The organism is Limnobacter alexandrii (assembly GCF_005871185.1).
In the GTDB taxonomy this organism is placed as follows: Bacteria; Pseudomonadota; Gammaproteobacteria; order Burkholderiales; family Burkholderiaceae_B; genus Limnobacter; species Limnobacter alexandrii.
Genome location: NZ_SWKN01000008.1, coordinates 430,066 through 452,966, shown reverse-complemented (window position 1 = coordinate 452,966; position 22,901 = coordinate 430,066). Strand labels below are relative to the sequence as shown.

Below are 22,901 nucleotides of genomic sequence, written 5' to 3'. Positions count from 1 at the left end.
TCGGTGTCCTATCCTGAGGTAGGCTAGAGGGTTACAAAAAATATTTCTTCTTTACAGATTTAATCGAAATAAATCAGCTCTTTACAGTTTTATACAAAAGATCGTTACAGTTTTAGTAGAACAGTCGGTTGACGCAAAATGGCGAAAAAATTGGCTATATGTCTGTGCGCTCCAAACCCAGCGATACACAGAAATCCGAAGCCGAAAACCTGTACAAGGCCGTGAACGCCGGTAGCGCCACATTCCCGTTTACAAAACCAGCGAAAGGGCGCCCTTTTGTTGTGGATTTGGCAGTGGTGGCCTTTTTGCCAGTGCTCATCGCCCTGCTCTCTTTGATCGATATTCCGGCCGTGGTGTATGGCAGCACTGCTGCCTCCTTCGTAGTGGCCGCTTTGGGCCTGTTCTGGCTGAAAAGCCGTGTAGAACACACCAACAAGGCCATGCTGGATGCGATGCGCAACCTTGCTGAGGGCAATTTCAAACATGAAATTCCGGAATCGGGTACACGCGAGTTCAACAAAGTGCACACGGCGTTCAAAAGCATGCAGGTGAACTTGCGCGCGATTATTGCCGACGTGATCTCCAGTTCCTCGGAGGTCAAGAACAATGCTGAGGCATTGAGCCAACTGGCGATTAATCTAATGACACGTTCGCAACAACAATCTGACGGCATTAACGGGGTTGCAGCGGCGCTTGAAGAATTGTCGGTGTCGGTTTCAGAAATCTCTGAGGCCACCGGGAAAAGTTCTGCGCACGCCAAGAACGCCATGGATGTGGTGGACACTGGCGCACAAAGCATGGACAAATCCACACAGGCCACCCAGAAGGTTGCGCAGGTGGTTCAAGACGCCAAAGAAAATATTGAAGAATTGAACCGTGCAGTGGTGAAGATCAGCAACGTGACCCGCACCATTACCGAAATTGCCGAGAAAACCAACTTGCTGGCATTGAACGCGGCCATTGAAGCCGCACGGGCCGGCGAATCGGGCCGTGGATTTGCAGTGGTTGCCGACGAAGTGCGCAAACTGGCCGAAATGACACGCCAGTCCACCACTGAGATTTCAGCCACGGTGCAAGAGGTTCAAAGCGGTACAAACAAGGGCCTGGAAACCATGAGCCGTGCTGTAGACGAGGTCAATATTGGCACCACGCTAATTCTGGAAGCAGGCGAAAGCCTTCAAGCCATTAAAGTGGCCAGCCGCGGGGTTGCCCAATCGGCCAAAGACATTTCCGCCATGCTGGAGCAACAATCCCAGGCATCGCTTGAAGTGGCCAACAGCATGGAACGCATGAGTTCCTTGACTGAAAGCAATGTGGCCGCGATTAATGATCTGGACAATTCTGCAAAGCAGCTGGCTTCAACGTCGGGCGACTTGCGCACCCTTGTGAAGCATTTTGAGGCGAGCCTGTAAATAATTTCACCCGTCAATCAGGCGAATGCTTTAGTTCGCCTTGTTAGGCTTCAAGGGCGCTGTTCTCAGCGCCCTTTCTTTTTTCATGATCTCGAAAGCAAGTTCTTTTCGATCAGCCTTCATGGCGTAACCTGCGGCATTGTAGCCGGCCTGGTTTTTAAGACTGGGGTTTGCGCCAAGCTTCAGCAGGGTGCGGGCGGCCATCTCCCTGCCCTCGCGCGCTGCCATCATCAAAGGAGTGGTGTCATTGGGTGACAACAGGTTCACAGGAACGCCTGATTTCACCAGCAACTCGATCGATTCCGTCGACCCTGAGGCAGCAGCATTGTGCAAGGCAGTCCACTGGCCATGTTCACCGGCTGTGGCACCTTTGGCCAACAAGGCGGCAACCCACTGCGGCTTGTTCAGGGTGCAGGCCACCATCAGGGGGGTTTCACCGCGGCGGTCCGCTTGGTTGGGGTTTAATTTGCCAGAAGACAAGAGCACACGCACGGCATTGGGCGAGTCTTGCATCATGCCGTAGGTAATGGCCGGAAAGCCAAGCTCATTCACCGTGTTGGGGTCCATGCCTTTCAGTAAAAGGGATTTCAGCCGGTATTCGTCGTCAAACTGAATGGCCAGAAAAAAATCTTCGAACGCACCGGCCAGCGACACACCTGGCAGGGCAAGTAAAAACAAGCTGCCCAGAAAGGCACGCCGCTTCAAACTGTGGCCGCTCCGCTGCTTACAAACCCAAACAAGCGGTCAAAGTTGGCCGATGTTTGCATACCAATTTCTTCCACAGCAACCCCCTTCTCTTGCGCAATAACTTTGGCCACGTGGGGCACAAAGCTGGGTTCATTGGTTTTGCCACGGTGAGGAACCGGCGCCAGGTAAGGCGAGTCGGTTTCAATCAGAATTCGATCCATGGGCGCAAACCGAGCCACCTCGCGAAGGTCGGCAGCATTCTTGAAGCTGACAATGCCCGAGAACGACAGATACATGCCCAAATCAAGCGCCTTGCGTGCGAATTCAAGCGTCTCTGTGAAACAGTGAATAATGCCACCACAGCCTTGAACGTTCTCTTCGGCAAGAATTTTCAAGGTGTCGTCACCCGCTGCACGGGTGTGAACAATCACAGGCTTTTTACACACATTGGCTGCGCGCAAATGCACACGAAAGCGTTGGCGTTGCCATTCAAGGTCGCCTTTCAAGCGAAAATAATCCAGCCCTGTTTCACCAATACCAATCACCTTGGGGTGGTCGGTCAGCTCCAGCAGTTTTTCAACTGTAGGCTCGGTGATGTCTTCGTAGTCAGGATGCACGCCTGCAGTGGCCCACAATTGCTCATGGTTTTCGGCCAGCGCCAGTACGTTGGGGAAATCTTCAAGCTGAACGGAAATGCACAAGGCACGGTTCACTTGCGCTGCCTGCATTCGACTCAGAATGTCTGGGAGTTGCTCGACCAGACCGGGAAAATCAAGATGACAATGTGAATCAGTAAACACTACAAGGTTGCTGTTTTTTTCATGGAATTTTGCATTTTACCAATCATTTGCTCAATTGCCACCCGCGCGCCCTCTCCACTGTCGTCTTTCGGGAACTGCACGCCAATGCCCTGTGCTTTGTCGCCACGCGCATTCGCACCACAAATCCACACCACTTTGCCATTGATGGGAAACTTTTTCGCTTCCTCACCCACGGTCAGCAATACAAACACAGGGTCGCCCAAATTGTATTCCTTGGCACTTTCCACAAATACACCACCGCCTTTGATGAAAGGCATATATAGGCTTGCTGCCGTGTTTTTGTCGCCCAAAGTCAGGGACAACATCCAGGGACGGCTGGCTTCTTTGTTGCTGCGCGGGTTGTTCATCAAGTTACTGGTCATGGCGTGTGCTGTCCGAAAAGGGAATTCTTCAATGAATTACTTCGTTAAATTTTGCCACTGCTGCCCCACATACTCTAGCGCCAAACGGGGGTTAATTGGATGATTCGCCAAGCGAAATTCTTTCTGCAAACTTTGGTACAGCAGGCTGAAACGTTCCAGGCCTATCGACTTTACCCACATGAGTTTGGGTGCCAACCACGGAAAATTACTGCCTTTCAGGCCGTGGGCTTGTGAAACACAGTCGCTACACAAACGCATGGCCAATTCAAGCACTACTGGCAAACCCACCTTTTCAAGCCCGGTCGGCGGGTTGGCATGTTGGTCGGGATTGGCAAGCCACTCCAAAAACTTTTTGCGCAAATCAAGTTGGTCTGCCGCTGTTTGTGCCAGGCTGAGTGCCTCAAACGGATCGTTCATGGCCACACCCAAAGCCACATCCGGCTGCTGCACACCCTGCGCCTCGAGCCAGGCGAGACACTCTGCAATCGTCGGCATGGGCATGGTCAATTCCTGACAGCGAGAGCGGATGGTGGGCAACAACTTGTCAACCCGACTACCCACCAGCACAAACCGAAGGCCGTTGGCGGGCTCTTCGAGCGTTTTAAGCAGCGCATTGGCGGTGTTGGCATTCATGTTGTCGAAGGGATACACCACCACGTAACGGGAGGCGCCGCGGCTTGACGCCGTATTGAAGTAGTTTTGAAGATCCCGCACATCGTCGATTCGAATGTCTTGGCTGGGTTTCACGCCAGTTTTTACGTCCACATTGAAACCAAGCTCAAGCGCCACGGCCTGTGGCATCAGGTAACGCAAATCGGGGTGATTGCCGGCAAGTCGCATGTGGCAGCCTGGGCATTGCAGGCAGGGCTTTTTGCCAGTAGGCGTCTCGCAAAGCAGTTCAGCAAGGTGCTGCCCCACCAGGTCGTAAAGCCCCTTGGGTTGATGACCATGGATCAGAATTGGTGCGGTGGTGGCTTGCATCAAATTGCCCAATTGCGCTTGGGCGCGCAACAACCAGCTAGCTGTGCTCATGACAAGCCCAGGTTTAAATGGGTTCGCATGAACTTGTCGAGTTCTGCCAATACCGTTTCACCCACTTCCGCTTCGGGAGGTTGAGCGTCAATCAATCGAATGCGGCGCGGGTTCAACTGTGAGCGTTTAATAAAACCGGCACGCACTGCCTCGAAATAACTTGCCGGCTTTTCTTCAAATTTGTCGCTAACCCCTGCCCTGCCCTGTATGCGGCTTTGCGACACGGCAATCGGCAAATCAAACAAAAAAGTCAATGTGGGCTCGAACCCCTTTAACGCCCACTTGCTCAATTGTTGGCAGTCTTCCCAACTGGCACCGCCTGCACCAGCCTGGTAAGCAAAACTGCTGTCTTCAAACCGGTCTGTTATTACCCACACACCACGATCAAGTGCCGGTTGAATGGTTTCAACCATGTGCTGCCTGCGCGCAGCGTAAATCAGCAGCAGTTCTGTGTTCACGTCCATATTGTGATGTAACACCAGTTCTCGAATGGCCTCGCCCACAGGGGTGCCGCCCGGTTCTCGTGTTTGCAGGCATTCAAAACCCAATTCTTCCAGCCGTGTTTTCACCCGCGCAATGTGCGAAGACTTCCCCGCACCATCCACACCCTCGAAGCTGATCAGGTAACCCTGTTTGTGCTTTTTCATGAAGCCGTCACCGCCTAAGTTGGTATTTGCGTACCGCGTTGTTGTGCTCATTCAGATTCTTGCTGAAATAACTGCCGCCGTCACCCTTGGCCACAAAATAAAAATACGGGGTTTTGTCTGGATTCACCGTCGCGTACAAAGCCGCCTTGCCCGGATTTGAAATGGGCGTTGGCGGCAAACCAGCCCGAGTGTAGCTGTTGTAGGGGGTATCCGTTTGAAGGTGTTTGCGTGTCAGGTTGCCATCAAAAGCCTCGCCCACACCATAGATTACTGTGGGGTCGGTTTGCAATAACATGCCCACACGCAGGCGGTTCACAAACACGCTCGCCACTTTGCCACGATCGCTGGCCAAGCCTGTTTCTTTTTCAACAATCGAAGCCATTTTCAAGGCATCGTAGGGAGTTTTCAAAGGGGTTTGCGGATCGCGCTGAGCCCACGCCTTCTCAAGTTCCACCTGTTGCAGGCGCACGGCCCTGCTCAACAGTTCGGATAACTTCGACCCCGGTGAGTATTTGTAGGTGTCCGGGTATATCCAGCCTTCGAGGCTTGCGCCTTCAAGGCCCATTTTTTGAGCAATTGCGCGGTGGTCCATGCCCGGCAAATCATCAATCAAATCTGGCTGTGCACGCAACCTGGCAAGCAAAGCACGTGCGGTTTGCCCCTCCACCAATGCCACACTGCTTAGAACCCCCTGCCCTTTGCTCAAATAGTCCACCAAACCCAGGATACTGATTCCCTCAGGCAAGTCGTATCGGCCCGCTTTCAATTGGCCGGCGCTACCGCTTAACCGCGCAGCCAATACAAACAAATCAGGGCTCACATCCAGCCCCTGCTGAATCAATTCGTTGGCAATCGCGCGTGCGCCCAAACCACTGCTTACATGGGCATCCACACGGGGTTGACTGCGGTCTATCGGCATATTCAACACAAAATAAATACCCACAATAATCGCTGACAGTACAACAACACCAGCGATCACCATTCGTTTGAACCATTGCCTGCCAGACACCGTTTTTTTCAATGCCTTCTTTGTTTTTTTACCTTTGCGCACGACTTTGCTTCACCTTGGGTTATTGGAAGGCGAGACCTTACCAGAAGCCACTACAATGTGGAGATTGCCTTTCATGATAGCGGGAAAGTTTTTCCATGGCTTACCGACATTGTTTGTTTTGTTTGTTACAAAGGATTTGAGCATGTCTGCACAGTTTTTATCGCGTTGGGGTGTCATTGGCGTGGACGGAGACGACGCAGTGACTTTTCTTCAATCACAACTCAGCAACGACGTTGCGGGCATGGCTGAAAGCCAGCTGCGTATGGCGGGTCTGTGCACAGCCAAAGGCCGCTTGCTGGGTAGTTTTTTCGTATTGCGTCAGGGCAAGCAGGTGTTGTTGGTGTGCCGCAAAGAAACCATTGCAGCTTTGGTCAAACGCCTGAGCATGTTTGTGTTGCGCAGCAAATGCAAAGTACGTGACTGCACGGCTGAATATCAGGTGTCATTTTTGTCAAACTCGACGCTGGCCTCGCCCATGCGGGTTCAGTGGGACGAACAGGGCAATGCCAAGGCAAGCCTTCGCCCAATCGGCGATTCAATGCCTGGTTTTCAAATTGCTGCCAGCACTGAACAGGCACAGCGAGGCCATGCAGACGATGAATTTGAGTATGCCCTGCAGCAACTGGGTATCGCCTATGTGTCGCAAGCCACAGTTGAAATGTTTGTGCCGCAAGCCATTAATTTTGATTTGGTGGGCGGGGTCAGTTTTAGCAAGGGTTGCTACCCTGGCCAGGAAATTGTGGCTAGAAGCCACTATCTGGGCAAGGTGAAGCGACGTGTATTCCAAGCCACTGCGGCTGGGGCCCCCACGCTTACAGCGGGCCTGGATGTATGGCTGTCAGGCAAAGAAAACGAACCCGCGGGATCTGTGGCCACAGTGGTGGGTTTCAATGGCCAGCAGCATTTGCTGGTCGAACTGCCTGTGGAAGACGCGGATCAAAACGGTGCCACCTTCACGGTCAAAAACGAGGCGGGTGAAATACAACTGAAAGTTCAGCCTCCACCCTATGATGTGCACCAGAAAGGCAGCGTGTTTGAATGAAGCGCCAGCTTTTCATTTACTACCGAATCCCCAAAGCTGACATCGCTCTGGGATTACGGTGTGCCAGGCGCTTGGCAACCCAACTCAAACAACAGGGATTGGGTCACAGCCAATTGTTTCAACGTGAAGAAGTGGACAAACCCTACTTCACCTTGATGGAAGTGATATACCCTGCCCCTGAATTTTCAGACTGCACGGCACTGTTCACCGAGAAAGTGGAGAAAATGGCAGCCACGTGTTTTACCGATTTGCCAAGCCTGCCCAGCCGCCACCTTGAGCTGTTCACTGAGTTGCCTGACGAGGTGAACGGCTAATGTGCCTGGCCGTGCTCGCGATCAATGCTCACCCCGACTATCCATTCATTTGCCTGGCCAATCGGGATGAGTTTCACAATCGCCCCACGGCACCGTTGCATGCATGGTCAACCCCCCATGGCTCGCTTTGGGCGGGTAAAGACCTGCAATCGGGCGGTACCTGGCTGGGCATTGGCAGCAATGCAGAATTTGCGCTGTTAACGAATGTCAGAAACAGCACCCTGAACATGCCCGGCACGGCTCCTTCACGTGGCCTGTTGGTCCTTGATGCCATTCAAACAGGAACAGCGCCCGATGAAAAAGCCTCGCTTGCGTTTGCGGGTTTTAATTTGATTCATGGCAACCTGCAACGCTTGAACCTTCGCTGCACCAGCAACCAAGGCATCAAACTTGGCAACGGGCTTGATTTCACCACCGCACTGCAAACAGGCTTGTACAGCCTGTCCAACGGCCATTTGAACGCACCCTGGCCCAAATCACGCTTGTTAAAAACAGGTTTGCAACAAGAAATTGACGTGAACTTGTCCAATCACGAAGCAGGCGCTGCTTTTGAAAACAAGCTGCTGGGGCTGCTTGCACACACAGGGCTTGCCGAGGATGCTGAGTTGCCCAGCACTGGCGTGCCTTACGAATGGGAAAAAATGCTCTCGGCTGTGAAAATTGTGTCGCCTTTGTATGGCACACGCTCAAGCGCGGTCATTTTGCTCGACCGGTACAACACTGTTCATTTCACGGAAATTACATTCGACCCGGCCGGAAATGAAATTGGGCGACAAAGGATTGAAATACCCTTGCCGCCCAAGCTTTAACAAATCAATATTTAAACTTCGTAATCCATGCACTGGCGTGCCGTGCGCACTTCACCAATAAAGCTTTTGATGGCTTCATGCGTGGGGTGCACCGCATAGGCATCCAAAGCCGCCTTGTTCTCGAAGGTCGAGTACAACACCACGTCATAAGTGCATTCCAGGCTGGTACCGCCCAAACCCACTTCAAAGTCCACAATGCCGGGCACGATGTTGGCGCAAGCCATCAGCTTTTCCTTCACCAGTTCCATGTTGCGGGCCTTGGTGTTGCCAAGGGCTTCGTCTTTCAACTGCCAGAATACGATGTGCTTGATCATTGAACTTCTCTAGATTTGGTTGGGTAATCTCAGTTGGGTAACTGATAGTCTTTGAATTGCTCGCGCAATTTCAGTTTCTGGATTTTACCAGTCGCCGTGTGCGGTAATTCGTCTACAAAAGCCACATCGTTGGGCAAACAGTATTTTGCAACCTTGCCCTCATAAAAATTCAGCAGCTCTTCTTTGCTCACTTCCACATTGGGCTTTTTCACCACCACCAACAGCGGGCGTTCATCCCACTTGGGGTGGTAAACAGAAATGACTGCCGCCTCATGCACCGCAGGGTGAGCCATGGCCACGTTTTCCAGGTCAATCGAGCTGATCCATTCGCCGCCCGACTTGATCACGTCTTTGCTGCGGTCGGTAATCTGCATGAAGCCTTCGCGATTGATCTTGGACACATCGCCAGTGGCAAACCACTTCTTGCCTTCTTTGTCCGTGGTAAAAGCTTTGGCACCCTCGCCACCGTAGTAGCTGTCGATCACCCAGTGACCACGCACCAACAGGTCGCCAAAGGCCTCGCCATCCCAGGGCAATTCCTCGCCATCATCGCTGACAATTTTCATGTCCACGCCGAAAATTGCGGTGCCCTGCTTCTGCATGATGTTCTGCTTTTCTTCCAGCGACAAATCCATGTGCTGGGCCTTTAAACGGCACACCGTGCCCAAGGGCGAAAGTTCAGTCATGCCCCAGGCATGAATTACTTCGACACCCAGGCTGTTCAGTGTTTTGATCATGGCCGCTGGCGCAGCCGAACCACCAATCACCGTGCGGTTGAAGTAATTGAACTTCAATCCGTTTTGCTGCACATGGTTCAACAGGCCCAGCCACACCGTGGGTACGCCTGCGGAGAAGTTTACCTTCTCGCTTTCCAATAATTCGTAAATGGATGCGCCATCCAAAGCCCCGCCCGGCATCACCATTTTTGCACCGGTCATCAAGGCAATGTACGGAATGCCCCAGGCATTGACGTGGAACATGGGCACCACGGGCAAAATGGTATCGCGGCTGCTCAGGCCCAAGGCATCGGGCGTACAGGCGGCCATGGCATGCAATACTGTTGAACGGTGTGAATACAAGGCACCTTTGGGGTTACCTGTGGTGCCCGATGTGTAGCACAGACCCGAGGCTGCGTTTTCATCCAGCTGCGGCCAAACAAACTGGTCCGAAGCATCTTTGATCAGGGCTTCATAGTTCAGGCAACCGGCCACTGCTGGCTCAGCGGGCATTACCGCTTCATCACACATTTGTACCCAGCGTTTCACGGTGGGGCAAGCAGGTGCAATGGCTTTAATCAGGGGCGCGAAGGTGCTGTCAAAAAACACCATGGTGTCTTTCGCATGGTTGATGATGTACACCAGTTGCTCGGGGAACAGGCGCGGGTTCAAGGTGTGCACCACAGCACCCATGCCAGACACCGCATAATAAATTTCAACATGGCGATAACCGTTCCATGCCAGTGTGGCAATGTTTTCACCCTGCTGTACGCCCAGGCTGGTCAGGGTATTGGCCAGCTTCTTGGTTCGTTTGGCCACTTCCCCATAGGTGGTTCGATGAATGTCACCTTCCGTACGGCGTGACACGACTTCAACATGCGGGTGGTGCCGCTCTGCGTGTTCCATCACCGATGAAATCAACAGGGGCATATTCATCATCAAACCTTGCATTTGCGCTCTCTCCTCCAGGTATTACGTTTGTTCTGCGGTCTTCCCCGACTACAATGGTGGGGTTGTTTAACGAAACTATACTTCAGGACCACCCTTTGTTTCATAATCACGATTCTATTTTGGTTCAAGAATACGCAAGTTTGGGCGCACCTTACCTGGCCGAGGTACCAGCCACGCCTCTTCGCACCGAAGCTGGTCTGGTTCACTTGAACAAAACCTTGACCAATGAAATAGGTTTGAACGCGGAACAACTGGCCAGTTCCCCAGGAATAGACTTCCTTTCCGGTAACGCGCCATTTCCGGATTACAAAAGCCGGGCCAGTGTTTACTGCGGCCATCAGTTCGGCGTGTTTGTGCCGCAACTGGGTGACGGCCGGGCCCTGTTGGTGGCCGAGGTGCGCAAGGGCAAACAATACCGCCAGTTGCAACTCAAAGGCGCAGGCCCCACGCCCTACTCCCGGCATGCGGATGGTAGGGCTGTATTGCGTTCATCCATTCGTGAATACCTGGCCTCTGAAGCCATGCATGCTTTGGGCATTCCGACCACGCGTGCGCTCAGCCTGACCGCCAGTGCCGATCCCGTGTTTCGTGAAACCACTGAAACAGCTGCGGTGGTGTGCCGCGTCAGCGAAAGCTTCATGCGCTTTGGGCACGTGGAATTTTTTTGTTACACCAACCAGCTCGATGCATTGCGAAACCTGCTGACCTGGCACATCGAACAACACCACCCTGAAATTGACCTTGGAGAAACAGAGGCCAGTTTCCACAAGGGTTTGTTGCAATGGTTGGGCGTGGTAATTGAACGCACAGCAAAAATGGTGGCCCAGTGGCAGGCCGTAGGTTTTTGCCACGGCGTGATGAACACCGACAACATGAGTTTGCTGGGCCTGACCATCGATTACGGCCCCTACGGCTTCATCGACGGCTTTGACATTGACCACATTTGCAATCATTCCGACCACCAGGGTCGCTACAGCTATCGCAATCAACCTCGCATCGCCCATTGGAACCTGTACGCCCTGGCCCAAGCCTTAAGCCCGCTGATTCCTGACAGCAAGGAAACACTTCAAAACTTGCTGGATGGTTTTGCTGATGCATTTCACGCAGAGCACAGCGCTCTATTTGCGCAAAAGCTTGGCTTGGCTAAAACCCAGGGTGATGCGGTTGATGGTCTTATTGAGACCACCCTGAAATTCATGCATGAACACACCCTTGATTTCACAAGGTTTTTCAGATCATTGTCAGCCTTGGATCCTCAAATTAGTGCCGCTGAAAATTTCGCCTTGTGGCAAAGAAGCGATTTTTTCCCTCTGGCTTTGGGGAATGAACAGCAAGTCACCAATGCCCATGCATGGCTTGCACAGTGGCTCGCAATGAGCAATAAGGCATCGGAAAATGCCGAAGAATGGCGCACAAGGCTTGATCACATCAACCCGGCATTTGTGCTGCGCAACCACTTGTTGCAACACGCCATTGAACAAGCCCAGAAAGGTGAGTTTTCTGAGGTGAACCGATTGTTCACCGCGTTGTCTGACCCCTACAATGCGGCACAACTGCCAGCGGAGTACACGGCGCAGCCACCAGACTGGGCAAAATCACTGGTGCTGAGTTGTTCTTCTTGAATTGCGGAGACTGAATCATGGTTGAAAAAGTAGTCAAAACAGAAGCTCAGTGGCGCGAAGAACTGACCCCCACCAGCTTTGAAGTCACCCGCAAGAAAGGCACCGAACGTGCCTTTACAGGCCAGTATTGGGACCACCATGAACCGGGAATTTATCGCTGCATTTGTTGCGGAACGCCCTTGTTTGCATCCGACACGAAATTCGATTCAGGCTGTGGCTGGCCAAGCTACTTCGCCCCACTGAACCCAGACAACATTGAAGAACACGTAGACCGCAGCTACGGCATGACTCGCACTGAAGTGACCTGTAAAATATGCGATTCGCACTTGGGCCATGTATTCGAAGACGGACCCGCGCCCACAGGCCTGCGCTACTGCATCAACTCGGTCAGTTTGGCATTTGAGCCTTTTGCATCCGACTCATCGGCATAACCACACCACAACTACAACATGAAACTGCTACTCGATTTTCTACCAATTGTTCTGTTCTTTGTCAGCTTTAAATGGGCTGGCAGTAACCCCGAACAGGCCCAAGCCATGCTGGAGCCCATCTTGGGCAGTATTTCCAATGCAGAAGTACAAACAGCCCAATTGCCGATTTTGCTGGCGACCGTGGTGGCCATTCTGGCCACTGTGCTGCAAATCATTTATCAAAAAGCTACCGGCAAAAAAGTAGAAAACATGCAGTGGATCGGCCTCATCCTGATTGCAGTGTTTGGCGGGGCCACACTTGTTTTGCAGAATGAAACCTTCATCAAATGGAAACCCACGGTGCTTTACCTGGCCATGGCAGCTGGCTTCCTGATCGCTTATGCCTTCAAGCGCAACCCCATCGAACTCATGATGAAAGGTCAAGTCGACCTTCCTGCGCCGGTCTGGGTGAATTTATTGTGGGCATGGGTAGGCTTTTTTGTACTCATGGCCGTTTTGAATATTGCGGTTGCCTACTCCTTTTCAACCGAGGTGTGGGTGGACTTCAAATTGTTCGGTTCACTGGGTGCCACGCTAGTATTTGTATTCGGGCAGGGCTTTTACATGTCCAAACACATGAAGCAAAGCAATGAGCAAAGCAGCGAGGTGAAGTAAGCATGGTCACCAGCGAAGACATCAAAAAGCGGCTTGAAACCGCACTCGATGCTGAAGTCGAAGTCATTGACGAGTCGCACCTGCACGCAGGCCACGAAGGGGCCAAGTCTGGCGGTCGACATTACCGCGTCAAACTGAAGTCTGCACGCTTCAATGGGCTAAGAACATTAGCGCGCCATCGTCTCGTGTATGATGCTTTGGCAGAATGGATGAAAAAAGAAATCCATGCTTTGGCCATAGATTCCACTGAGGAATCCGTTGTGGATTAAACAGAAGACGCGCCATCGGGATCCGAGCCAAGCCCATTGTTTTAACTCTCTGAGACACAAGGTTTATTTGTTATGTTGAAAACCACCCTGAAAGCAACTTGTCTGGCCGCCGCACTGGTTCTGGGCAACCCCGTTTATGCTCAAAATGCCGCTGTGGTCAATGGCCAGTCCATTCCCAGCGCCTTGATCGACTTCATCATGGCCGAGCAGGAAAAGCGTGGCCAGGCAGCCTCGCCTGAAATGCGCGCCACCATTCGTCAAGAACTGATCAATCAGGAAGTGATGAAGCAGGAAGCCGTGAAAAAAGGCTTGGGAAGCAGCCCCGAAGTGAAGTACCAGGTGCAGATGATGAATCAGGCCATTCTGGCCAACGCCCTGCGTGAAGACTTCTACAAAAACACCAAACTGACCGACAAAGAAGTCGAAACGGCGTATGCGGAAATCGCCAAAATGATGGGCGGCAGCGAGTTCCGCGCCAGCCACATTCTGGTTGAACAAGAAGCCGAGGCCAAAGCAATTATCGACCAGTTGGGCAAAGGCGGGAAGTTTGCAGACATCGCCAAGGCCAAGTCCAAAGACCCTGGCTCAGCACCCAACGGTGGCGATCTGGATTGGGCCAACCCCAACAGCTTTGTACCCGAGTTTTCTCAGGCCATGGTAGGCCTGAAAAAAGGTGAGTACACCAAAACGCCCGTGAAAAGCCAGTTTGGTTACCACGTTATTCTGTTGGCAGACACCCGCGAGGCCACAGCACCCAAACTTGAAGAAATTCGTCCACAGCTTGAGCAGAAAATGATCAACGACAAGTGGGAAGAGTATCAAGGCAAACTGTTGTCCAGCGCAAAAGTGAAGTAAAGCCTGCTGCTCAACAACAAAAAAGCCGCCAACTACAGCAGTTGGCGGCTTTTTTCATTGCTCGTTCAAACAAGCAAATCAGGCATTGGTAATTCGGTCGATTGCAGCCTGATACATGTAGCTTTGTCGCAAACTATCCCAATCCAGCGACTGCGCCGAAAGCAGTCGGCTCAAGCGGCGGTTTCGCACTTCCATGTTTTCATGAACCTCGGGCACTGGATTGTTCACCAAGGTGTCGATGTCGTCAAAATTGTTGCACACCAGCACTGCATCGCAACCGGCCTGCAAAGCCGCGCTGGCTCGGGCTCGAATATCACCCACACCATGCGCACCCACCATGTCCAAATCGTCGCTGATCACGGCCCCATCAAAGCTGAACTTCACCCGCAACACCTCTTGAATCCAGAAGCTGGAAAAACATGCAGGCATGGGGTCTACCTCGGAATACACCACATGGGCCGGCATAATACTGGCCATATTCAAGGTTGAATTCAGTTGGTACGGCAGCGCATCCACCTTCAAAATTTCATTCAAAGGGCGATTGTCGTGGGGCAAGGCCAAATGGCTGTCCAAACTTACCCAGCCATGGCCCGGAAAGTGTTTTCCACAGGCTTGCATGCCTGCCAGGGCCATGCCATTCATCAAAGCCGAAGACAAGCGGGACACCAGTCTGGCATCCTTGCCAAAAGAGCGGTCGCCAATAATTTCGCTATTGCCCCAATCCAGATCCAAAACTGGTGCAAAACTCATGTCGATGCCACAAGCGCGCAACTCTGCAGCCATCACAAAGCCGGCTTCCCGGGCCAAAAGCACCGCATCGTCGAAATCTGTTGCAGCCCTTTGACCAATTTGCCGCATCGAAGGAATGGCAGTGAAGCCATCCCGAAAACGCTGCACTCGGCCACCCTCATGATCCACAAAAACAGGCTTGCTCAAGCCCCCATTGGCCCTGATAGACTCTACTAAATCAATCAGTTGGGCCTTACTTTCAAAGTTTCTTGTGAAAAGAATAAGTCCGCCAACGGCCGGGTTTTGAATGCGTGCAATATCCTCTTGGGACAAAGTCAAACCCGTCAAACCAATGATGAATGGACCTAACATAACGCGTGAATTCCTTAAATTAAATTATTGTTTTGAAAACAAAATAACCGTAGACATCACGTAATTTTGTTCATCACTGATTGAAATTTTTGCCAGAGCCCTTCGTGACTTTAACCAATTCTGCAGATGCTCGGAATAAACCAAAACGGGTTCCCCCGATTCACTGTTCAACACCGACAAATCCTGAAATGAAAACTGCGCGCCAACTCCGGTGCCCATGGCTTTTGAAAACGCTTCTTTGGCGCAATAGCGTGTAGCGATAAAAAGGGTGCCTCGAATGGCCGATTTATCAGACCTGCGTTCATACTCATCAATTTCGGCAGGTGTCAGCACTCGCTTGATAAACACCTCCCTGCCCTTGCGCAGCAAACTCTCAAGTCGGGCGACCTCGAGAATGTCACAACCCAAACCTAGAATATTGTCGATCATGAGGCATTTGAACCCATTTTTAAATTAACGCGGTCTAATTGCTTCCAACTTCGCCGAAATCATAAGTTCTTTCATTTTCTTGATTGCGCCCTCCCAGCCCATGAACACCGCATTGGCCACAATGCTGTGGCCGATGTTCAATTCTGAAATGGTTTCAATCGCAGCCACAGGCTGTACATTTTCATAATTCAAACCATGCCCGGCATTCACCCTCAAACCCTCGGCCACGCCAAAATTGGCCGACTTTCGAATTCTCGACAGCTCAAGCTCAACCGCGGGCCCCAGGGCATGGGCATAACGCCCCGTGTGCAACTCAATGGCGTCCGCGCCACATTTCAGCGCTGCCTCAATTTGATCCATGTCCGGGTCAATGAACAATGAAATTCGCATGCCCTGGTCTTTCAACCGGGCAACTGCTGGCGCAATCAGGTGAAAACCACCAATCACATCCAAACCACCCTCGGTTGTCACCTCTTCCCGGCGTTCTGGCACAAAACAGACATCCTGGGGTTTTACATCCTCCACCAGGCGAATCATTTCCTCAACCACCGCACATTCGAAATTCATGCGCGTGCTGATCAACGGCCGAATCCTCCGCACATCGTCATCTTGCATGTGGCGTCGATCTTCCCGAACGTGCACGGTAATTGCATCCGCCCCATATTCTTCGGCCAGCAAAGCCGCCCTCAACGGGTCAGGCTCATGCCCCCTGCGGGCTTGGCGAATTGTGGCCACGTGATCAATGTTGACACCGAGTTCTATCATGCTCTTAACAAATGCTCCATCCAGACTCTAGACATCAAACCGTTAGGCGCAATGTGCGTCATCAACAGCTTTCGGGTAATCGGTTTTAAGGCACTGGCCGCAGACTTTGACCAAATGCCATTCTGAATTTCAGCAATCCACAAGCCTTGGACAAGCTGCTCAACGCTGCTGTTCATCGAATTGTTTACATTTCCCCCGTCTGAGGGAGCCCAGCCTTCCTGCTCTTGCCACACGTAATGGCGTTCGGGGTCAATTGCAAGGCCTGCCTTGTCCTGCTGCCAGTCAAGCCCATAACCCAGGGATTGAAGCAAACCAACCTCAAACTGGCGAATGCAAACATTCATGTCATCACCGCTGGCCAATCCCAGCAAAGTGTTTTGGTACAGATCAAACAGGTCAGGGTGAGTGTCTTCACGACTCAAGCCGCGCATCAGCAGTTCATTCAGATAGTAAGCAGCAAACAGGGCTTTGCCATCGGGCGACATCAAACCGCCCAACCACTCGGCCTGCATCAGGGTTTTTACCTCCGACTTCCCGGCAAAACGCACTGAAAGTGGCTGAAAGCTGACCAACACAGCCCTCAAACCCGAATGGGGTCTTTTTGCGCCTTTCGCCACCACGGGCAAACGCCCGTGTTCCTTGCAAAACAGCTCGACAATCAAACTGGTTTCCTTGTACGGCACACTGTGCAGTACATAGGCAAAATCCGTGTTGGATCGAGTGTTATTCATACCCCAGGCTTTGAAGCAAGGTTGCATTGTCCGCCCAACCGCTGCGCACTTTCACCCAGGTTTCCAGGTGCACGCTGCCGCCAAACAAGCGCTCCATGTCCTGGCGCGCCTCGGAGCCAATTCGCTTCAGCTTTTCGCCACCCTTGCCAATAATCATGGCTTTGTGAGAAGAACGATCAACAAGAATGGAAGCATAAATAAGCCGGCGACCATCCTCAATCTCGAATTTATCAATCACCACAGTGCAGGTGTAAGGCAATTCGTCGCCCACCAAACGAAACAGCTTTTCTCGAATACGCTCAGCTGCCAGAAACTTTTCCGGACGATCGGTCAAAGTATCTTCGTCGTAAAAGAAGGGCTGCTCGGGCAACAAGGCAGAAACAGCCTCTTTCAGTGCATCCAGGTTTTTGATGGCTTGCGCGCTCAAGGGCACAATCGCATCAAAATTGCGTTGCCCACTTACCTTCTCAAGAAAAGGCAGTATCTCCGCTTTCTTTTCAAGCAAATCCACCTTGTTAACCACCGCCACCAACGGCACACCCTTGGGGCACAGCTCCAGTACTTTCATGTCCGCCGGGGTCAATTTGCCTTGCTCAATGACCCACAAAATCACGTTCACATCGGCCAGCGCGGTCAGCACAGCGCGGTTCATGGTTTTATTCAAGGCGTTTGAATGCTTGGTTTGAAAGCCAGGTGTATCCACAAAAATAAACTGGGTGGGCACGTCTTTGATGGTTTCAGTCATTACCCCAAGCACCCGGTGACGGGTGGTTTGTGGTTTGCTGGACGTAATCGACAAATGCTCGCCAATCATTCCGTTCATCAGGGTGGATTTGCCCACATTCGGGCGTCCCACCACGGCAATCACGCCGCACTTTGATTCGGCCATGTTATTGCCTCCTGCTGGCTTGGTTGGGGTCAGAATACTCCCGTTCAAGCAATTCGATAAGCACCGCTTGCGCGGCGTGCTGCTCGGCCACCCTGCGAGAATGTCCCTGTCCAACCTTGGTAATTTCAAGATCTTCAACCGAGCATTCCACGCTGAATTCGGGACTGGCCGAGGTGCCCCCCTCCACCAACACGCGGTAGATTGGCAGCTTCAAGCGTTTGCCTTGCAGCAATTCCTGCAAGCGGGTTTTGGGGTCTTTGCCCATGGACTCAATCGGGGTTTCAAGCATTACAGGCTTGAGCAAACGCACCACACAATCGCGGGCTGCCTCAAAACCTGAGTCCAGAAGAATGGCGCCAAAAAGGGCCTCCAGACCGTCGGCCACGATGCTGTCCTTGATCGCTTTTGCACTGCGCAGCTCGCCAGCCCCCAAAAACAGGTATTGATCAAGCAATAAGTTGCGGCCCACCATGGCCAGGCAGTCCTGTTTTACAAGGTGCGAGCGCACCCTCGACATCTTGCCCTCATCCATGTCTGGATGCGATTCGAACAACAAAATGGAGGCTGCGCAATTCAACACACTGTCACCCAGAAATTCCAGACGCTCGTTGTGATGGCTGCTGTAGCTGCGGTGAGTCAAGGCAAGGCGAAGCAAAGCCTGGTCTTTGAACGAGTACCCCAATGCAGCTTCAAGACTTGAATACTTTGAACTGTCCACTCAATACCTCCAGCTGGCTTTAGTGAAACAAGCCAATTCGGGAAAAGTCATTGAAGTTCATCCACACCAAGAATGCCTTGCCAACTACCTGCTCATCTGAAACAAAGCCCCAAATACGACTGTCGCTGGAATTGTCCCGATTGTCCCCCATCATGAAGTAATGTCCTTGCGGCACCACACAGCGAAAACCAGTCACATCGTATTTGCAGTTATCACGATTCTTGAAGGTCTGCGCACCAATCACATAAGGTGGCGCATCTTCATCATTAAGCACCAGGTGTTTCTTGCCACCCAAAGTTTCCTGAAACTGAAGCGAATATGAAAAACTGTTCGGATCGTAGTATTTGTCCAGCTCTTTTACAGGCAATACTTGCCCATTGATCGACAGCTTCTTGTTGCGATATTCCACCACGTCGCCACCCACACCCACCACACGCTTGATGTAATCCAGCGAGGGGTCAAGAGGATAACGAAACACCATGACATCGCCACGCTGAGGGTCGTTGATGGGAATTATTTTCTTGTCGACAATCGGCAAGCGAATGCCGTAGGTGAATTTGTTCACCAAAATCAAATCACCAATCAACAACGTAGGGATCATGGAACCTGATGGAATCTTAAACGGCTCCACCACAAACGAGCGCAACACAAACACAAACAAAATGACTGGAAAAAAGCTTGCACTGTATTCAAGCCACAAAGGCTGCTTCATGTACTGCTGGCGAATGCGTCTTTCAGTGTCGCCACCCACACCTGCACTTGAACCGGCAAGGGCTTGCTCTGCTGCCATTTTTCTTTTTGGCTTGAACACAAACACATCAAGCGCATAGAAAAAGCCGGTGAACAACACCAGCAAAAACAGGATCAGGGAAAAATTCATTGTTATTTGTCTTCCACTTGGAGAATGGCCAAAAACGCTTCTTGTGGAATTTCCACATTACCAACCTGCTTCATGCGCTTCTTGCCTGCCTTCTGCTTTTCCAACAGTTTTTTCTTGCGTGAAATATCGCCACCGTAACACTTGGCCAACACGTTTTTTCGCAAAGCCTTCACTGTTTCACGGGCAATAATATTGGCGCCAATTGCCGCTTGAATCGCAACATCAAACATTTGGCGAGAAATGATTTCCCGCATTTTGCCAGCCACAGCACGGCCACGATAAACCGCATTGCTTCGGTGAACCATGATCGACAAAGCGTCTACTTTTTCACCGTTGATCAGCATATCAACCTTCACGATATCTGCCGGCCTGTATTCCTTGAAGGAATAGTCCATTGACGCATAACCACGTGAGGTCGACTTCAGTTTATCGAAGAAGTCGAGCACAATTTCGGCCATGGGCATCTCAAACGTAATTCGCACTTGACGCCCGTGGTAAACCATATTGGTTTGTGTGCCGCGCCGCCCTGTGCACAGCGTCATCACCGAGCCTACATACTCTTGGGGCATCAACAAATTCACGGTTACAATCGGTTCGCGAATTTCATCAACCTTGCTCAGGTCGGGCATCTTGGAGGGATTGTCTACCCGCAGAATGGTGCCATCACGCTGTTTGATTTCATAGACCACTGTTGGAGCAGTGGTAATCAAATCCATGTCGAACTCACGCTCCAGGCGCTCTTGCACAATGTCCATGTGCAACATACCCAGGAAACCACAACGGAAACCAAAGCCCAGGGCCTGCGATACTTCAGGCTCGTAATTCAAAGCGGCATCGTTCAAGCGCAGTTTGTCCAGCGCCTCACGCAAAGCCTCGTACTGGTTTGATTCTACGGGGAACAAACCAGCAAACACTTGGGACTGCACTTCCTTGAAACCAGGCAAAGGTTTGTCGGCAGGCTTGCCCGCCAAGGTCACTGTGTCACCAACCTTCGCACTTTCAAGCAACTTGATACCCGCGTTGATGTACCCCACCTCGCCAGCAGACAGCGATTCACGCGCAACCGACTTTGGCGTAAACACACCCACGTCGTCGGCAATGTAGGTATCGCCTGTAGCCATCAGCTTGATTTTGTCTTTGCGGTTCAGCACGCCATTGATGACACGTACCAGCATCACCACGCCCACATAATTGTCAAACCAACTATCGATAATCAGGGCTTGCAAAGGTGCATCACGGCTGCCGCGCGCAGGTGGTACCTTGTTCACAATCAGCTCAAGTACATCCTCAACGCCAAGCCCGGTTTTGGCTGAAATTGCAATGGCCTCGGATGCATCAATGCCAATGACGTCTTCAATTTCAGACTTCGCATTTTCAGGGTCAGCTTGCGGCAAATCAATTTTGTTCAACACCGGTAAAACTTCAACGCCCAGGTCCAAGGCTGTGTAGCAATTGGCCACAGTTTGGGCTTCAACCCCTTGCGAGGCATCCACAACCAGCAATGCACCTTCACAAGCAGATAGTGACCGGCTTACTTCATAAGAAAAGTCGACGTGCCCTGGCGTGTCGATCAGATTGAGCAAATAGGTGTTGCCGTCTTTGGCCTTGTAGGTAAGTGCTGCGGTTTGGGCCTTGATGGTAATGCCACGCTCCCGCTCAATGTCCATAGAATCAAGCACTTGAGAATCCATTTCCCGATCGCTCAGGCCGCCACATTTGTGGATCAGGCGATCGGCCAGCGTAGATTTCCCGTGATCAATGTGGGCGATGATCGAAAAATTGCGTATGTGCTGCATTTGCATCATTAAAAAGGGGGCTGCTCGGCCCCCTGAAAATTTCGGTAACGTGTCATTTTACCCGATCAGGCCTTGCTTTACAGCATATTTCGCCAGGCCCGCCGAGTTGTTCAGAACTTAAGGCTCAGGGTGTCAACACCACGAAGAAAGAGTTCTCGCCGCGGCGCACCAACATTGGGGCGGCCTGTCCTTTTGGAATGGCCTTGACCAAGTCTGCAAACTGTTTGGCCGAAGTGATATCGGTTCGGCCCACACGCAGGATGACGTCACCCACCGTAATGCCCGCAGATGCAGCCATACCCACTGCGTTGCGCACGACCACGCCACCGCTCAGGTTCAACGCCGACTTTTCCTGGGCAGTAGGATCAGTCACTGTCAAACCCAGTTTATCGGCCTCAGCAGCCTTTGGTTTTTCAGCAGGCGCAGCTGCTGGTTTGGCAGCCTCATTCTCAAATTCTCCTACCGTAATCGACACGGTTTTTTCAGCGCCCTTGCGCCACAAAACCATGTTGACCTTGCTGCCCGGCTTGGTTTCACCCACGATGCGTGGCAAATCAGAGGCTTTCTCCACCTTTTTGCCATCAAACCGCAAAATAATGTCGCCTGCAATCACGCCCGCTTTGTCCGCTGGGCTGTCTTTGCCCACAGAGCCCACCAAGGCACCCACGGCAGAGTCCAGGCCCAAGGCCTTCGCCACGTCTTTGTCAACCTCACCAATGCCCACACCAATGCGACCACGGCTTACCTTGCCAGTTTCACGCAGCTGTTTGGCCACACGCATGGCTTCGTCAATTGGAATGGCAAAAGAAATACCCATGAAGCCGCCAGTGCGGCTGTAAATCTGGGAGTTAATGCCGATCACTTCACCATCGAGATTCAACAAGGGGCCACCCGAGTTTCCTGGGTTTACGGCAACGTCGGTTTGAATAAAGGGCAAATATTCACCAGTGTCTCGGCCTTTGGCGCTCACAATACCGGCTGTCACCGAGTTTTCCAGGCCAAACGGCGACCCAATTGCCACCACCCATTGACCCACCTTGGTGTTGGCCACATTCCCGATTTTCAGGAAGGGAAGGTTTTTGCCTTCAATTTTGACCAAGGCAACGTCGGTTCGCTGGTCTGAACCAATGACCTTGCCTTTGAATTCCCGCTTGTCCGGGAAAGTCACGATAATGGATTCCGCACCATCTACCACGTGGTGGTTGGTCAGCAGGAAACCATCGGAATCGATGACAAAGCCTGAGCCCACACCACTGGGCACTTCACGCTCAGGAGCTTGCTGCCCACCGCGCGGTGCCTGGCCAGGCTGCCCGGGCATGGGTGTGCCTGGTGGCATAAAGCGGCGGAAAAACTCGAAAAATGGATCATTGGGATCCATACCCGGAAAACCGGGAAAACCTTGCGGATTCTGGCTTACTTTTTGAGTGGTACGAATGTTGACCACTGCAGGGCCGACGCGATCCACCAAATCAGAAAAGTCGGGCAAGCCGCGCGCATTGGTCTGCGCATGTGCAGGCACCGAGTCTGCAAAAAACACTGCGGCCAGCAAAAAAAAGGCCATCCATACAAAGTTTCGGGAATTCAACACTTCAGATCTCATTTA

The 22,901-nt window shown here is 52.0% G+C and carries 26 protein-coding genes; 9 read left to right on the top strand and 17 right to left on the bottom strand.

The genetic code is table 11. The features are described 5' to 3' along the window. The first annotated feature begins 128 nt into the window (after positions 1 to 128). Positions 129 to 1,412, top strand: coding sequence for a methyl-accepting chemotaxis protein (locus tag FCS97_RS11750; RefSeq protein ID WP_138518602.1), 1,284 nt, complete (start codon positions 129 to 131; stop codon positions 1,410 to 1,412). A gap of 30 nt (positions 1,413 to 1,442) precedes the next feature. Here the strand turns inward: FCS97_RS11750 and FCS97_RS11745 are convergent, their stop codons facing one another. The 6 genes from FCS97_RS11745 to mltG are packed head-to-tail and all read right to left on the bottom strand — an operon-like array spanning position 1,443 to position 6,012. Next, a complete protein-coding gene (locus FCS97_RS11745) occupies positions 1,443 to 2,117 on the bottom strand; it encodes an ankyrin repeat domain-containing protein (RefSeq protein WP_138518601.1) in 675 nt (224 codons plus the stop codon). Then, the gene (locus FCS97_RS11740; RefSeq protein ID WP_138518600.1) at positions 2,114 to 2,899 is read right to left on the bottom strand and encodes a TatD family hydrolase; all 786 of its coding nucleotides are present in this window, start codon (positions 2,897 to 2,899) and stop codon (positions 2,114 to 2,116) included. Before FCS97_RS11740 ends, FCS97_RS11745 begins: the two co-directional genes overlap by 4 nt. Continuing rightward, positions 2,899 to 3,282: a PilZ domain-containing protein gene (locus tag FCS97_RS11735; protein WP_138518599.1), complete on the bottom strand. Its 384-nt coding sequence runs from the start codon at positions 3,280 to 3,282 to the stop codon at positions 2,899 to 2,901. The genes FCS97_RS11740 and FCS97_RS11735 overlap by 1 nt, the downstream gene beginning before the upstream one ends. 36 nt (positions 3,283 to 3,318) lie before the next feature. Then, entirely contained in the window at positions 3,319 to 4,314 is a 996-nt protein-coding gene (locus FCS97_RS11730) for a hypothetical protein (protein ID WP_138518598.1), read from the bottom strand. Continuing rightward, positions 4,311 to 4,961: a dTMP kinase gene (gene tmk, locus FCS97_RS11725; RefSeq protein WP_171035291.1), complete on the bottom strand. Its 651-nt coding sequence runs from the start codon at positions 4,959 to 4,961 to the stop codon at positions 4,311 to 4,313. Before tmk ends, FCS97_RS11730 begins: the two co-directional genes overlap by 4 nt. Before the next feature lie 7 nt (positions 4,962 to 4,968). After that, a complete protein-coding gene (gene mltG / locus FCS97_RS11720; protein ID WP_138518596.1) occupies positions 4,969 to 6,012 on the bottom strand; it encodes an endolytic transglycosylase MltG in 1,044 nt (347 codons plus the stop codon). Positions 6,013 to 6,154: 142 nt separating this feature from the next. Between mltG and ygfZ the strand changes: the two genes are divergently transcribed. The 3 genes from ygfZ (at position 6,155) to FCS97_RS11705 (ending at position 8,177) form a co-directional block, all read left to right on the top strand. Continuing rightward, the gene (gene ygfZ, locus FCS97_RS11715) at positions 6,155 to 7,054 is read left to right on the top strand and encodes a CAF17-like 4Fe-4S cluster assembly/insertion protein YgfZ (protein ID WP_171035290.1); all 900 of its coding nucleotides are present in this window, start codon (positions 6,155 to 6,157) and stop codon (positions 7,052 to 7,054) included. Positions 7,055 to 7,125: 71 nt separating this feature from the next. After that, positions 7,126 to 7,368, top strand: a complete 243-nt coding sequence (locus tag FCS97_RS11710) for a hypothetical protein (protein ID WP_138518594.1) — start codon at positions 7,126 to 7,128, stop codon at positions 7,366 to 7,368. After that, entirely contained in the window at positions 7,368 to 8,177 is an 810-nt protein-coding gene (locus FCS97_RS11705) for an NRDE family protein (RefSeq protein WP_138518593.1), read from the top strand. The genes FCS97_RS11710 and FCS97_RS11705 overlap by 1 nt, the downstream gene beginning before the upstream one ends. An 11-nt stretch (positions 8,178 to 8,188) precedes the next feature. Here FCS97_RS11705 and FCS97_RS11700 read toward each other — a convergent pair whose 3' ends face one another. Beyond that, a complete protein-coding gene (locus FCS97_RS11700; RefSeq protein WP_105029050.1) occupies positions 8,189 to 8,491 on the bottom strand; it encodes a Dabb family protein in 303 nt (100 codons plus the stop codon). A gap of 29 nt (positions 8,492 to 8,520) precedes the next feature. Beyond that, complete coding sequence (locus FCS97_RS11695; protein WP_138518592.1) at positions 8,521 to 10,158, bottom strand: 3-(methylthio)propionyl-CoA ligase; 1,638 nt, start codon at positions 10,156 to 10,158, stop codon at positions 8,521 to 8,523. A 95-nt stretch (positions 10,159 to 10,253) separates the two neighbouring features. Here FCS97_RS11695 and FCS97_RS11690 point away from each other — a divergent pair, with 95 nt between their 5' ends. The 5 genes from FCS97_RS11690 (at position 10,254) to FCS97_RS11670 (ending at position 13,989) form a co-directional block, all read left to right on the top strand. Further along, positions 10,254 to 11,780, top strand: a complete 1,527-nt coding sequence (locus FCS97_RS11690) for a protein adenylyltransferase SelO (RefSeq protein ID WP_212746480.1) — start codon at positions 10,254 to 10,256, stop codon at positions 11,778 to 11,780. Between the two features lie 17 nt (positions 11,781 to 11,797). Beyond that, positions 11,798 to 12,211: a peptide-methionine (R)-S-oxide reductase MsrB gene (msrB, locus tag FCS97_RS11685; RefSeq protein ID WP_138518590.1), complete on the top strand. Its 414-nt coding sequence runs from the start codon at positions 11,798 to 11,800 to the stop codon at positions 12,209 to 12,211. 18 nt (positions 12,212 to 12,229) lie between these two features. Beyond that, positions 12,230 to 12,865, top strand: a complete 636-nt coding sequence (locus tag FCS97_RS11680) for a septation protein A (RefSeq protein WP_138518589.1) — start codon at positions 12,230 to 12,232, stop codon at positions 12,863 to 12,865. Between the two features lie 2 nt (positions 12,866 to 12,867). Next, positions 12,868 to 13,134: a BolA family protein gene (locus tag FCS97_RS11675; RefSeq protein WP_138518588.1), complete on the top strand. Its 267-nt coding sequence runs from the start codon at positions 12,868 to 12,870 to the stop codon at positions 13,132 to 13,134. A 72-nt stretch (positions 13,135 to 13,206) separates the two neighbouring features. Beyond that, positions 13,207 to 13,989 carry a peptidylprolyl isomerase gene (locus FCS97_RS11670; RefSeq protein WP_138518587.1) on the top strand — a complete coding sequence of 261 codons (783 nt, stop codon included), beginning with the start codon at positions 13,207 to 13,209 and terminating at the stop codon, positions 13,987 to 13,989. 78 nt (positions 13,990 to 14,067) lie between these two features. Here the strand turns inward: FCS97_RS11670 and nagZ are convergent, their stop codons facing one another. The 9 genes from nagZ to FCS97_RS11625 form a co-directional block, all read right to left on the bottom strand. Then, positions 14,068 to 15,090, bottom strand: coding sequence for a beta-N-acetylhexosaminidase (gene nagZ / locus FCS97_RS11665; RefSeq protein ID WP_138518586.1), 1,023 nt, complete (start codon positions 15,088 to 15,090; stop codon positions 14,068 to 14,070). Positions 15,091 to 15,114: 24 nt separating this feature from the next. After that, entirely contained in the window at positions 15,115 to 15,519 is a 405-nt protein-coding gene (gene acpS, locus FCS97_RS11660; RefSeq protein WP_138518585.1) for a holo-ACP synthase, read from the bottom strand. A 24-nt stretch (positions 15,520 to 15,543) separates the two neighbouring features. Beyond that, a complete protein-coding gene (locus FCS97_RS11655; RefSeq protein ID WP_138518584.1) occupies positions 15,544 to 16,284 on the bottom strand; it encodes a pyridoxine 5'-phosphate synthase in 741 nt (246 codons plus the stop codon). Further along, a complete protein-coding gene (recO, locus tag FCS97_RS11650; protein WP_171035289.1) occupies positions 16,281 to 17,015 on the bottom strand; it encodes a DNA repair protein RecO in 735 nt (244 codons plus the stop codon). The genes FCS97_RS11655 and recO overlap by 4 nt, the downstream gene beginning before the upstream one ends. Then, positions 17,008 to 17,904 carry a GTPase Era gene (gene era, locus FCS97_RS11645; RefSeq protein ID WP_138518582.1) on the bottom strand — a complete coding sequence of 299 codons (897 nt, stop codon included), beginning with the start codon at positions 17,902 to 17,904 and terminating at the stop codon, positions 17,008 to 17,010. The genes recO and era overlap by 8 nt, the downstream gene beginning before the upstream one ends. A gap of 1 nt (position 17,905) precedes the next feature. Next, positions 17,906 to 18,622: a ribonuclease III gene (gene rnc / locus FCS97_RS11640; protein ID WP_138518581.1), complete on the bottom strand. Its 717-nt coding sequence runs from the start codon at positions 18,620 to 18,622 to the stop codon at positions 17,906 to 17,908. Between the two features lie 19 nt (positions 18,623 to 18,641). Beyond that, positions 18,642 to 19,502, bottom strand: coding sequence for a signal peptidase I (gene lepB / locus FCS97_RS11635; RefSeq protein WP_138518580.1), 861 nt, complete (start codon positions 19,500 to 19,502; stop codon positions 18,642 to 18,644). Positions 19,503 to 19,504: 2 nt separating this feature from the next. Beyond that, on the bottom strand, positions 19,505 to 21,298 hold the full coding sequence (lepA, locus tag FCS97_RS11630; RefSeq protein ID WP_138518629.1) for a translation elongation factor 4: 1,794 nt from the start codon (positions 21,296 to 21,298) through the stop codon (positions 19,505 to 19,507). Between the two features lie 124 nt (positions 21,299 to 21,422). Next, positions 21,423 to 22,898, bottom strand: a complete 1,476-nt coding sequence (locus FCS97_RS11625) for a DegQ family serine endoprotease (protein WP_138518579.1) — start codon at positions 22,896 to 22,898, stop codon at positions 21,423 to 21,425. Positions 22,899 to 22,901: the final 3 nt, after the last annotated feature.